The following is a 13,634-nucleotide window of genomic DNA, read 5'->3' on the forward strand; positions in this document are numbered from 1 at the left end:
CCTCCCCCAGTGCCGGGCACAAAACGCTTAACACGGCGTGCTGGCGAATAAATAAAAAGGGCCCATGGTATCCATGAGCCCCTTGTTACTACGCAACCGACGGGATCAACCGACCGTTAGCCAGTGATCAACCCCGTGCGCGGCGACAGCCGGTGATTACAGCAGCGCTTTCGCTTTGCTCACCACGTTATCAACGGTAAAGCCGAACTCTTCAAACAGCTGCTCTGCCGGGGCAGACTCACCGAAGGTGGTCATGCCGACGATAGCGCCGTTCAGGCCGGTATATTTGAACCAGTAGTCCGCAATACCAGCTTCGATAGCCACGCGGGCAGTCACGGCTTTTGGCAGCACGGCTTCACGGTAAGCCGCATCCTGCTTGTCAAACACGTCCGTTGACGGCATGGAGACCACGCGGGCTTTCACCCCATCGGCGGTCACTTTTTCCCATGCAGCCACCGCCAGTTCTACTTCAGAACCGGTCGCGATGAAGATCAGCTGCGGCTGGCCAGCGCAATCTTTCAGGATGTAAGCACCGCGGGCAATATCCGCCAGCTGCTGTGCAGTACGTTCCTGCTGGGCCAGATTCTGACGGGAGAGGATCAGGGCAGTCGGGCCATCATGGCGCTCAACGCCATATTTCCACGCCACTGCGGTTTCCACCTGATCACACGGACGCCATGTGCTCATGTTCGGGGTCACGCGCAGGGAAGCAACCTGCTCTACCGGCTGGTGAGTCGGGCCATCTTCACCCAGACCGATGGAGTCATGGGTATAGACCATCACCTGGCGCTGTTTCATCAGGGCAGCCATACGCACCGCGTTACGGGCGTATTCCACAAACATCAGGAAGGTCGAGGTGTACGGCAGGAAACCGCCGTGCAGGGAAATACCATTGGCAATGGCGGTCATCCCGAATTCACGGACACCGTAATGGATATAGTTACCTGCGGCGTCTTCGTTAATCGCTTTAGAACCGGACCAGATGGTCAGGTTAGACGGCGCCAGGTCAGCAGAACCGCCGAGGAATTCCGGCAGCAGCGGGCCAAACGCTTCAATCGCATTCTGGGACGCTTTACGGCTGGCGATTTTCGCCGGGTTAGCCTGCAACTTCTCGATAATTGCCTGGGCCTGTGCGTCAAAGTCAGCCGGCATGTCGCCGCTCATACGGCGGGTAAACTCAGCCGCTTCCTGCGGGAAGGCTTTAGCATAGGCAGCAAATTTCTCATTCCAGGCTTTTTCTTTAGCCTGGCCTGCTTCTTTGGCATCCCACTGGGCATAAATCTCCTGCGGGATTTCGAACGGCGCATAGTGCCAGCCCAGTTTTTCACGGGTCAGTGCGATCTCTGCATCGCCCAGCGGCGCACCGTGAGAGTCATGGGTACCGGCTTTATTTGGCGAGCCGAAACCGATGATGGTTTTGCACATCAGCAGGGACGGTTTATCGGTAACGCGGCGGGCTTCTTCAATAGCCGCTTTGATGGCGTCCGCATTGTGGCCATCAATACCGCGTACTACGTGCCAGCCATAGGCTTCAAAACGTTTGGCGGTATCGTCGGTAAACCAGCCTTCAACTTCACCATCAATGGAGATGCCGTTGTCGTCGTAAAATGCCGTCAGTTTGCCCAGTTTCAGGGTACCGGCCAGGGAGCACACTTCGTGAGAAATGCCTTCCATCATGCAGCCATCGCCCATAAAGGCATAGGTGTGGTGGTCAACAATGTCGTGGCCCGGGCGGTTAAACTGTGCCGCGAGGGTCTTCTCGGCAATGGCCATACCGACGGCGTTGGCAATCCCCTGGCCCAGCGGGCCGGTGGTGGTTTCTACACCGGCGGTGTAGCCCACTTCCGGGTGGCCTGGCGTACGGGAATGCAGCTGGCGGAAGTTTTTCAGCTCTTCCATCGGCAGGTCATAACCGGTGAGGTGCAGCAGGCTGTAGATCAACATTGAACCATGGCCATTAGACAGCACGAAACGGTCGCGATCTGCCCAATGCGGGTTCTGCGGGTTATGGTTCATATAATCACGCCACAGGACTTCGGCAATGTCAGCCATCCCCATCGGGGCGCCCGGGTGACCGGACTTGGCTTTTTGTACTGCGTCCATGCTGAGCGCACGAATAGCATTGGCAAGCTCTTTACGAGAGGACATTTTAACTCCAGATCGGCTAGTTGAAGGTCATGCCTTGTTTACGACTCGATTACCACATCCTTGAATCCCGGATTGGCGCATAGCAACGCCAGACCAGCCGGGAAGCGGCGGATAAATGCGTCATGGGCGAGGCCCGGAAAAAGTGCCAACAATGTAACCCAGGTCGCTGGTCATGTACATGGAACATCCTTTTATCACTTCAGAAATCTCTGGATCCAGCTCGCAACATATACAACTTACTCGCCTGTTGGTCTGGATTCTTTTTATACTGGCCGTCACCATGGTGTAACCTGCTGCCGTGGCCAGAACTTATTTTCTTATTCATTGATTCCGGATGCATAAAATGAAAAAACGGATGTTGCTGTTGGGCCTGAGCATGGCGGCGCTGCTGACTGGATGTGAGACGATGGATTCTAACGGGCTATTAACGTCCGGTGCCGGTGCGATGCAGGCTTACACCCTGTCAGATGCCCAGGTTATCGCACTGAGCGACAAAGCCTGTCAGGAAATGGACAGCAAATCGACCCTCGCCCCGGCAGGCAGCCCGTACACCGCCCGCCTCACTAAAATCGCTGCCGCCCTCGGGGACAATATCAACGGCGTACCGGCCAACTATAAGGTGTACGTCACCAAGGATGTTAACGCCTTCGCGATGGCCAACGGCTGTATTCGCGTCTACAGCGGGCTGATGGACATCATGAACGATAACGAAGTCGAAGCCGTGGTGGGCCATGAAATGGGCCACGTGGCGCTCGGTCACGTGAAGAAAGGCATGCAGGTGGCGATGGGCACCAATGCATTACGCGCCGCGGCAGCATCAATGGGTGGCGTGATAGGCAACCTGTCGCAATCCCAGATTGGCGCCCTCGGCGAGCAGGTCGTCAATGCCCAGTTCTCCCAGCGCCAGGAGTCCGAAGCGGACGACTACTCCTACGATCTGTTACGTAAGCGCGGTATCAGCCCGGCGGGGCTGGCCACCAGCTTCGAAAAACTGGCCAAACTTGAACAGGATCGCCAGAGCAGTATTCTGGATGATCATCCGGCGTCAGAGGCCCGGGCCCAGCATATTCGCGATCGCATGGCCGCCGACGGTATTCAGTAATTCTCCCCAGCCCGGGCCGTACCGGGCTTACAGATTATTATCCCGCAGGTTAACCTACCGGCGGGATATCATATTTAATAATTCCGTTTCCTGGCAAAATATAATTCTAATAACCAGACTATTTACTGATGAATATCCGCACACCAAATCCGATATATATTTTCAAATAAATGTAATTAAACAAATTTCCTGCTTAACTAATCGCCACCAGGCAGGGCTTTCCTGATATTTACTCGCGAATATATAGATATAACCACCGGTGATAAAAAGTAACAATTCGTGTGCAAACACCATAAATCTTATTGCTTATAGCGCCATTTCGGGTAACTATCGCGTGAATCAGGAAGTAAGAATAATTATTTACCTGTAAAACTATTCGTGATGCAAGCCTTGCGAACCGCTGTGTAATGGCCTGTTTTCCCGTTATTGCGGGGGTATTTCAGTCTCTTTCACAGGGGATTTGCCAGGAAAAATGCATCCACTCTATTAAGAAAAGCAAGCAGAGATCTATCAACAGTGAAAACAAAACTCTCCCTTATTATGCTTGGGCTGTTAAGCTCAGGCTCCGTGTTCGCCGCGGGCCAGGCAGACAGTAAAGGCTTAGTTGACGATAGTCATATGGACGTTCTGTTCCGTAATGCCTTTATCAACCGCGATTACAAATATAAAGACACCGAAACCAAAGCCGAATGGGGCCAGGGCATCATGCTCGACTTCCAGTCCGGTTATACCGAAGGCCCAGTCGGTTTTGGTGTTGATGGTCTGTTACAGTACGCGGTACGCCTTGACGGTGGCCGTGGCCGCAGCGGTGCTGGCGGTATCGACTTCTTCCATCAGGATAACGACGGCAAAGCAAAATCTGACCTGTTCAAAGCGGGCGGTCGGGTGAAAATGCGCGTGTCCAACACCGTGCTGAGCTGGGGTACCCAGCGCCCGGTACTGCCTATCCTCAACGCCGATGACTCCCGTCTGCTGTATGAAACCTACACCGGCTTTATGCTCAACTCGCAAGAGCTGGACGGTCTGGATGTTAACGCCGGTTACTTTACCGACGAGCAGCAGAAAAGTGACGACAGCCACAACACCGGGCTGAAAAGCCTGACCTTCGGCGGCGCCAGCTACAAATTTAACGATTACTTCTCCGGGGCGCTGTATGCCTCCAACGTAGAAGACACGCTGAACAAGCAGTACCTGGGGATGACCTATACCCAGCCGTTCGCCAATGACCAGACGTTTATCCTCGACTTCAACGGCTACCATTCTCATCTGGATAAGCAATTTGCCGAGAGCATGGACACCGGTCGTAAGAACACCATCTGGAGCCTGGCAGCCAGCTACGTATTATGGGATATCCATACCTTTAAAGTGGCTTACCAGCAGAACAGTGGCACCGCCGGTTATAACTATGGTGGTTACCGTAACCAGGGCGGCGTAGGCGATGGCGGTAACACCATCTGGCTGAGCAACTCCTACTGGTCTGACTTCAACGGCGAAGACGAACGCTCCTGGCAGGTCGCCTACTCCGTTGACCTCGGTGGCCTGGGCGTTCCTGGCCTGAGCTATGATGTTGCCTACGTAAACGGCGACAACATCAAAACCTCCGCCACCAGCAACGGCAAAGAGCACGAACTCTTTAACCAGCTGCAATATAAAGTGCAGGATGGTTTCGCCAAGGATCTGAAACTGAAAGTCCGCTACTCTGTACTGCGGGTATCTTCTGATGCCAGCGATTACAACAAGAGCGGTAACGAAATCCGCGTATTCGTGGATTATCCGTTCAATATTTTCTGATCCGCGTTACGTCTAAAAACCAGGCTGCGGCCTGGTTTTTTTATGCCTTTTTCTGCCCGTCACCCGCCGCTGCATTTACCGATCAGCCCCACTAAACCGATAAAAACTGACTGCCAAAATCCGATGCAGATATCACTTTACGATCTTTTTTATTCGCTAGCGGCATATCTTTGCTATTGAAATTAATAGCCCACTGACATTCACGCGCAGTGTTCATCCCAATAAGAAACCCTATAAAAACATTATAAAACAGAAAATTACCCCTATAACCTTGTAAATATAATGCGTATATCTCACTGATATCCAACACATTAACGACGCAAAACGGTTTACCTGTAAACCAGGAGAGCAATCAGATGATATCCCCACGCTGGCAAGGTATTATCGCGTTACTGCTGTTAATTATGATGTCGTGGCTCGACAGGGTATCCCTGCCCCTGATGCTTCTGAATCCGGCATTCAGCGCTCACTTTCACCTCGGCGGCGATCGGCTGCTCCAGGGGGCGCTGATGACGGTATTCCTCGCCGGTTATGGGCTTTCCGCCCTGCTGCTAACCCCCCTGCTGGAAAGCCGCCTGCACCACCGCCGGGCGCTGTTCTTTTGTGTGCTGTGCTGGGCGCTGATTTGTGCCGCCTCGCCGCTGGCGGGCTCGGTAACGGGCCTGATGCTAACACGCAGCCTGGCGGGGGCCGCCCAGGGGCCATTACTGGCCCTGAAAACCCGCTATATCAATGACCATTTTGGCCCCCGTGAAGTGGGCAAGCCAAATGCGGTGGCCGCCATGGGGGCCACCGTTGGCCTGGCGCTGGGGGTGCCGCTCCTCGGGGCCGGCGATTAATCAACTGGGCTGGTCCGGCACCTGGTATCTGCTGGCGGTGCTGAACACCGTGCTGGGCATCGGCCTGGTATGGGCGTTTATTCCCCTGCAGGACGGGCGGCAGCTGGGCACCCGGCTGCGCGTTTGCAACGTTCTCCGCCTCGCCTGGCGCACCCCTTTACTGGGCTGGCTGATGCTGGTCGAAATAGCCAGTCTGAGCTATTTCTGGGGCAGCACCTCATGGCTCCCACTCTGGCTGCATGATGAACATCAGCTCAGCCTCCAGGCCACCGGCTGGCTGGCGGCCATCCCTTTTGTACTCTGCCTGGTGGCCAAATACGCTGGCGGCGTCTTGCTGGATAAACTGCACCCGGCTCAGGCACCGCTGATCTTTATTGCCGGTGGGCTGGCAACCACTTTGGGGGTTGTCGGGCTGATGTTCAGTAGCCAGCCATTCTGGCTGTTATTCTGGCTGTTAACGGCCAATACCTGCTGGGGATTACAGGGAGCGGCGATTCCGGCCATGGTCCAGCACCAGGCGCGCCACGAAGTGGTGGGCAGCGCATATAGCGCGATCAATGGTGTCGGGCATCTGGCGGCGGCCTTCGTGCCGTTAATGATGGGGTCGGTGATGCACCTGCAGGGCTCGATTAGCGCCGGGTTTCCGGTACTGGTGGCCACACAGTTGATTACGCTGTTGGGCGGGGGAATGATGCTGCTGCGCTTAAAACGCGCAGCAGTGTTAACGTTACAGGCGTGACACTCAGGCTTTTTTATCGGCCTGGATATAGAGCATTTCCAGCGCCAGGGTTGCGGCGGCCAGGGCGGTGATTTCAGACTGGTCGTAAGCCGGGGCCACTTCCACTACATCCATCCCCACGATGTTCAGATCCTTCAGGCCGCGTACCAGTTTGATTGCCCGGTCAGAACTCAGGCCGCCAATCACCGGTGTCCCGGTCCCCGGGGCGTGCGCCGGATCGAGGCAATCAATATCAAAGGTCAGATAGACCGGCATATCGCCAACGATCTGTTTTACCTGGGCGAGGATATCATCCACGCTGCGGTCGTTGACCTGCGGGGCATCCAGCACGGTAAAACCGTTGTCTTTATCAAACTCGGTACGAATACCAATCTGTACTGAGTGGTGCGGATCGATCAGGCCTTCGTTCGGCGCGGTATAGAACATGGTACCGTGATCAAACTCAGCGCCATTGGCATAGGTATCGGTGTGGGCATCAAAATGCACCAGTGCCATTTTGCCAAAATGTTTCGCGTGGGCGCGCAGCAGCGGCAGCGTCACGAAATGGTCACCACCGAAAGAGAGCATACGTTTACCGGCAGCCAGCAGACGCTCTGCGTGGGCCTGTAATTTTTCACTCATGTCCCGGGCATCGCCAAAGGCATACACCAGATCGCCGCAGTCCACCACGTTCAGGCGCTGGCGCATGTCAAAGTCCCACGGGAAGCGATTCCCTTCCCATGCCAAATTGGTAGAAACCTGGCGGATAGCCGCCGGGCCGTGACGACCACCGGCACGACCAGAGGTAGCCATATCAAAAGGCACACCGGTGATCACCCAGTCTGCATCGCTGTCATAAGGCATGAAACTCAGCGGAAGACGTAAAAAACCAAAGGCGTTGGATACCAGGGAATTGTCATACTGATGGCCTAAGGTATTCATGTATCTAACCTCCCGAAAAGGGTTATATCGCTATCAAAAAAAAAGCCCCTCCGCGTCGTTAAACCCGACGAGGAAGGGACTATTTTGCATCTGTTTGTTCAGTGATTATTACCGTAATTTATGACATGTTCAATAGTGCATAAAATACCCGGCGGCTTTTTTCCGGCATGGCGCACAACCAGGCACAACATGGCGGCAAGTCAGCGCCATGAATCACGGTATAAAAAAACCGCCCGCAGGCGGTTTTTAGCCAGCAGAAACGTTACTCGTCTTCCAGATAGGTATAGCCGTAGAGGCCAGCCTCGAACTCCTCAAGGAACTGCTGCTGCAACCCGGCATCCAGATCGGTGTGTTTCACCTGATCGCGGAAATGGGTCAGCAGGGTGTTGGGGTCAAGCTGCACGTACTGCAACATATCCGCCACGGTATCCCCTTCATCGGACAGCTCCACTTCCACACTGCCGTCCGGGAAGACAAACACGTCCACAGCTTCAGTATCCCCGAACAGGTTATGCATATTGCCGAGGATCTCCTGGTACGCCCCCACCATAAAGAAGCCGACCAGCGGCGGGTTCTCAGGATCGTACTCCGGCATCGGCATGGTAGTGGCGATGCCGTCACCGTCGATGTAGTGATCGATAGCGCCATCGGAATCACAGGTGATATCCAGCAGTACCGCCCGGCGTTCCGGGGCGCGATCCAGCCCTTCGAGCGGCAATACCGGGAACAACTGGTCAATCCCCCAGGCATCCGGCATCGACTGGAACAGTGAGAAGTTAACGTAAATCTTGTCCGCCATCCGCTCCTGGAGCTCGTCGATAATCGGCCGGTGGGCGCGGTTCTGGGGATCGAGCTGTTTTTGTACCTCATGGCACATGTTGAGGTACAACTGCTCTGCCCAGGCGCGCTGCTGCAAGTTAAAGGTCCCGGCAGAATACCCGGTATGGATATCGTGCAGATCCATCTGGCTGTCATGCAGCCACTCGCGCAGCGAACGCCGGGAGCTGGGATCGTGCATCTCCTGCCAGGTATCCCACAGGTTCAGCAACGCGCGGGGCGCGTCCACCGCTGGCGGGGTCGCGTCGGTATATTCGTTGCGTTCAACGCCGATAATATTCGACACCAGCACCGTATGATGGGCAGTGACCGCCCGGCCAGATTCCGTGATAACCGTTGGGTGCGGCAGGCCGTTCTCTTCACAGGCGTCACCAATGGCCCAGATGATATTGTTGGCGTACTCATTCAGGCCGTAGTTTACCGAGCAGTCCGACTGGGAGCGCGTCCCTTCGTAATCCACCCCAAGGCCGCCGCCCACATCGAAGCACTGAATATTGACGCCCAGTTTATGCAGCTCGACATAGAAACGGGCGGACTCACGTACCCCGGTGGCAATATCGCGGATCTGCGCCATCTGGGAGCCAAGGTGGAAGTGCAGCAGTTGCAGGCTATCGAGGCGGTTCGCCTCGCGCAGCATCTCAACCAGTTGCAGCACCTGGGTGGCGGCCAGGCCGAATTTGGATTTCTCACCGCCGGAGGATTGCCACTTGCCGGAGCCCTGAGACGCCAGACGGGCACGCACCCCAAGACGCGGCACCACATTCAGCCGTTCGGCCTCTTCCAGTACCACGGCAATCTCTGACATCTTCTCGATAACCAGATACACCTTGTGGCCCATCTTTTCACCGATTAACGCCAGCCTAATATACTCCCGGTCTTTATAACCATTGCAGACAATCACGCTGCGGGTCATCCCGGCATGGGCCAGCACCGCCATCAGCTCCGCTTTAGAGCCAGCTTCCAGCCCCAGCGGTTCACCGGAGTGGATCAGTGATTCAATCACCCGTTTGTGCTGGTTGACCTTGATGGGGTACACCAGGAAGTAATCGCCGTGGTAACCATAGGATTCGCGCGCGCGTTTAAAGGCGGCGTTTATCGAACGCAGCCGGTGCTGCAAAATTTGCGGGAAACAGAACAGCGCAGGCAGGCGTTGTCCCTGAGCTTCACGGGCTTTGACCAGCATCGCAAGGTCTACTTTTGCGTCCGGTACGTCCGGGTCTGGGCACACGCTAATATGCCCCAGCTCGTTAACGTCGTAGTAGTTATTGCCCCACCAGGCAATATTGTAAGTACGCAGCATCTTACTGGCTTCCTGGGAGCTCATGGCTACCTCCTGCATGGAACGTAGTACACCCGGCTCGCTCGCTGACGACCCCGGAATCATAGAAATATCGTCAGACATTGCGAACCTCCTTCCTGGTCAAAAGTGTAGAACAGTAAACTACTATCGCAGGGGTTCCCTGCGACAACAACCCATGAACAGCGCAAATTTTCAGCATTTCGCGCTGTACGAACGGTTTCTGTTTCATAGCATTAAGATAGAAAAATCCGCCCCTGGAAACGGTGACGGAAACACCCTGAGAATAGCCCGGTCAATGACCCAAGCCCCCCTTGTTCAGTGCTCGCTACAGGCCAGACTGGCCCTGGCGTCCTGAGATATGCCGAGCTGGGAATAACGTCGGCGGGTTCCTGGAAAAGTGTTGCAGGATAAGTAAGTAGAATGCCCGCCAGAACGGCAAGCCGAAGTGTCACTATAGTGCTGGTTCATTAATCGTATCACCTCCACGCACAACAACATGCGATATGCCAGGGCTGTTCTACCACGCCCAACAATAACACTGTTCCGAACGGCTGGAAGTGGCGACACGAACCTTTCGTGCGCTGTTGTTTTCTGGCCCCGGATAACCTGGGAGACAATCGCTCCCGGCCAGGCGTCATGCCTGGGGCGCAGGGTCTTAAGCCGCGCGGCGTTTTATACAGTCAACCGGGCTAAAAGGCAAAATAAAAAATCACCGTGAGCAATGATTTTCTGCCGGTGTGTCAGGGAAAATTGACATCTGTTACCGGAAAGAATGCGGCACAGATCAAAAAAAACTGGAAATTCGTTTAAGGCTTAACCTAGAATAGCCATCCAGAAGTTAATCCATCTATACTGATTAACATGCAGACTGCCCGCAGTGGGAATGATGGAAGCCACGGCTTTTTTCAGTTGATGCCACTGTTAATGACGAACTACCCAGCAGCCTGTTCCAAACCGTTTTCTCTCAGGGTGAAATTAATATGGCGAAACACCTTTTTACGTCCGAGTCAGTGTCCGAAGGACATCCTGATAAAATTGCGGACCAAATCTCCGATGCGGTTCTCGACGCTATCCTGGAGCAGGATCCTAAAGCGCGCGTAGCCTGTGAAACCTATGTGAAGACCGGCATGGTGCTGGTTGGCGGCGAAATCACCACCAGCGCATGGGTAGATATCGAAGAAATTACCCGCAAAACTGTTCGTGAGATTGGCTATGTCAACTCCGACATGGGTTTTGATGCCAACTCCTGCGCCGTCCTGAGCGCCATTGGTAAACAGTCTCCGGATATCAACCAGGGTGTTGACCGTACTGACCCGCTGGAACAGGGTGCCGGTGACCAGGGCCTGATGTTTGGCTACGCCACCAACGAAACCGACGTGCTGATGCCAGCCCCGATCACCTTCGCTCACCGTCTGGTACAGCGCCAGGCCGAAGTGCGTAAAAACGGCACCCTGCCGTGGCTGCGCCCGGATGCCAAAAGCCAGGTAACCTTCCAGTACGATGACGGCAAAGTTGTCGGTATTGATGCCGTTGTTCTGTCCACCCAGCACGCTGAAGATATCTCCCAGAAAGATCTGCACGACGCCGTGATGGACGAAATCATCAAGCCGGTGCTGCCCGCAGAATGGCTGAACCCGACCACCAAATTCTTTATCAACCCGACGGGCCGTTTTGTTATCGGTGGCCCGATGGGTGACTGTGGTCTGACTGGCCGTAAAATCATCGTTGATACCTACGGCGGTATGGCTCGCCACGGTGGCGGCGCGTTCTCCGGTAAGGATCCGTCAAAAGTTGACCGTTCTGCCGCTTACGCTGCCCGTTATGTTGCGAAAAACATCGTTGCCGCAGGCCTGGCTGACCGCTGTGAAATCCAGGTGTCCTACGCTATCGGCGTAGCAGAGCCGACCTCTATCATGGTGGAAACCTTCGGCACGGAAAAAGTCTCCACCGAACAGCTGACCCTGCTGGTACGTGAATTCTTCGATCTGCGTCCGTATGGCCTGATCCAGATGCTGGATCTGCTGCACCCGATCTACCAGCAGACGGCGGCCTATGGCCACTTTGGTCGCGAACATTTCCCGTGGGAAAAAACCGACAAAGCGGCTCAGCTGCGCGACGCGGCCGGCCTGAAATAAGCCAACCCGCGACAATCCAATAAGCCCGGCACCTGCCGGGCTTTTTTTTATGGCGGTTTCCCACACTATTACAGGCCTATGAAAGCGGTTACACATCACATTTTCACAGCGTGCAGGCCAGAACAATGACCAAATTCCGAAAAACAATCTCCTGTTACAAGACAACGCATTAAGTGTGACCACACGCAAAACAGCGCAATAAAAAAGCAAATTAACCCTTTGATTTATTAGACAACTACTACTAATCCTATACCATATACAGTGTAAGCGATTACACTTGCGTGATTACTATCACATCTTTTTACGATGTACTCCCCTATGCTTTCGCTAACTTAACCCTTGTGCTCTGAACATTCGGAGGGCGTTATGCCTGACAATAAACACGCAAAGTACTCCAATAAAACCATGACATTTTTTGTCTGCTTCCTGGCCGCATTGGCCGGATTACTGTTTGGTCTGGATATCGGTGTCATTGCCGGTGCGCTGCCTTTTATCGCCGACGAATTCCACATCACGGCCCACCAGCAGGAATGGGTGGTCAGCTCGATGATGTTCGGTGCCGCCGTGGGTGCCGTGGTCAGCGGCTGGTTGTCCTTCAAACTGGGCCGCAAATACAGCCTGATGATCGGTGCCATCCTGTTTGTGGCCGGTTCGCTGTTTTCTGCCTGTGCGCCTAACGTCGAGATCCTGATTATCTCCCGTGTGCTGCTGGGCCTTGCGGTGGGGGTTGCCTCTTACACCGCGCCACTGTACTTGTCTGAAATCGCGCCAGAAAAAATCCGCGGTAGCATGATCTCAATGTACCAGTTGATGATAACTATCGGGATCCTCGGAGCCTATCTGTCAGATACCGCCTTCAGCTATTCCGGTGCATGGCGCTGGATGCTCGGGGTGATCATTATCCCTGCGGTACTGCTGCTGATCGGGGTATTCTTCCTGCCGGACAGCCCGCGCTGGTTTGCCGCCAAACGCCGCTTCCACGATGCCGAGCGTGTGCTGCTGGGCCTGCGTGACAGCAGTGAAGAAGCCCGCCGTGAACTGGACGAAATCCGTGAAAGCCTGAAAGTAAAACAGAGTGGCTGGTCACTGTTTAAAGAGAACAGCAACTTCCGCCGCGCGGTATTCCTGGGCGTACTGTTACAGGTGATGCAGCAGTTCACCGGCATGAACGTTATCATGTACTACGCGCCGAAAATTTTTCAGCTGGCGGGCTTTGCCAATACCACTGAACAGATGTGGGGCACCGTTATCGTTGGCCTGATCAACGTCCTGGCGACCTTTATTGCCATCGGCCTGGTCGATCGCTGGGGCCGTAAACCGACCCTGATCCTCGGCTTTATGGTGATGGCGGTCGGTATGGGCACCCTCGGGACCATGATGCACGTCGGTATCCACTCCGTTACCGCCCAGTACGTTGCGGTTGCCATGCTGCTGATGTTCATTGTCGGTTTCGCCATGAGTGCCGGTCCGCTGATTTGGGTACTGTGCTCTGAAATCCAGCCGCTGAAAGGCCGCGACTTCGGGATAACCTGCTCTACCGCCACCAACTGGATCGCCAACATGATTGTCGGCGCCACCTTCCTGACCATGCTGAACAACCTGGGTAGCGCGAATACCTTCTGGGTTTACTCCGCACTGAACCTGCTGTTCATCGGCCTGACCATTTGGCTGGTGCCGGAAACCAAACATGTCTCGCTGGAACACATCGAACGTAACCTGATGAAAGGCCGTCCGTTACGTGAGATTGGCGCCCACGAATAATTACCGCTTCTGAGTGTTGTGCTTCGCCCCACGCTACCGCGTGGGGCTTTTTTATGGCGGG

At 54.7% G+C, this 13,634-nt stretch carries 7 protein-coding genes and 1 pseudogene; 5 read left to right on the forward strand and 3 right to left on the reverse strand.

Annotated elements, in window-relative coordinates; all coding sequences use genetic code 11:
- Positions 1–156 precede the first annotated feature (156 nt).
- Positions 157–2,148 (reverse strand): transketolase, encoded by a 1,992-nt coding sequence (gene tkt / locus F9C28_RS04360; RefSeq protein WP_199014018.1) that lies wholly within the window; start codon positions 2,146–2,148, stop codon positions 157–159.
- 343 nt (positions 2,149–2,491) lie between these two features.
- Here tkt and loiP point away from each other — a divergent pair, with 343 nt between their 5' ends.
- The 3 genes and pseudogenes from loiP to F9C28_RS04375 all read left to right on the forward strand — a co-directional run bounded on the left by loiP (position 2,492) and on the right by F9C28_RS04375 (position 6,619).
- Complete coding sequence (gene loiP / locus F9C28_RS04365; protein ID WP_199014019.1) at positions 2,492–3,250, forward strand: metalloprotease LoiP; 759 nt, start codon at positions 2,492–2,494, stop codon at positions 3,248–3,250.
- Positions 3,251–3,766: 516 nt separating this feature from the next.
- Entirely contained in the window at positions 3,767–5,041 is a 1,275-nt protein-coding gene (locus F9C28_RS04370) for an OprD family outer membrane porin (protein ID WP_199014020.1), read from the forward strand.
- 359 nt (positions 5,042–5,400) lie between these two features.
- Positions 5,401–6,619: pseudogene (locus F9C28_RS04375) on the forward strand (MFS transporter).
- 3 nt (positions 6,620–6,622) lie between these two features.
- Here F9C28_RS04375 and speB read toward each other — a convergent pair.
- On the reverse strand, positions 6,623–7,540 hold the full coding sequence (speB, locus tag F9C28_RS04380) for an agmatinase (protein WP_199014021.1): 918 nt from the start codon (positions 7,538–7,540) through the stop codon (positions 6,623–6,625).
- Positions 7,541–7,802: 262 nt separating this feature from the next.
- Positions 7,803–9,779, reverse strand: coding sequence for a biosynthetic arginine decarboxylase (speA, locus tag F9C28_RS04385; protein ID WP_199014022.1), 1,977 nt, complete (start codon positions 9,777–9,779; stop codon positions 7,803–7,805).
- Positions 9,780–10,657: 878 nt separating this feature from the next.
- On the opposite strand from speA, the gene metK reads away from it, so the two are divergent.
- Both metK and F9C28_RS04400 read left to right on the forward strand, forming a co-directional pair.
- Positions 10,658–11,812 (forward strand): methionine adenosyltransferase, encoded by a 1,155-nt coding sequence (metK, locus tag F9C28_RS04395; protein ID WP_199014024.1) that lies wholly within the window; start codon positions 10,658–10,660, stop codon positions 11,810–11,812.
- Between the two features lie 366 nt (positions 11,813–12,178).
- A complete protein-coding gene (locus F9C28_RS04400) occupies positions 12,179–13,573 on the forward strand; it encodes a sugar porter family MFS transporter (protein ID WP_199014025.1) in 1,395 nt (464 codons plus the stop codon).
- Positions 13,574–13,634 lie beyond the last annotated feature (61 nt).

It is taken from the genome of Shimwellia pseudoproteus (assembly GCF_016415625.1).
GTDB lineage: Bacteria > Pseudomonadota > Gammaproteobacteria > Enterobacterales > Enterobacteriaceae > Shimwellia > Shimwellia pseudoproteus.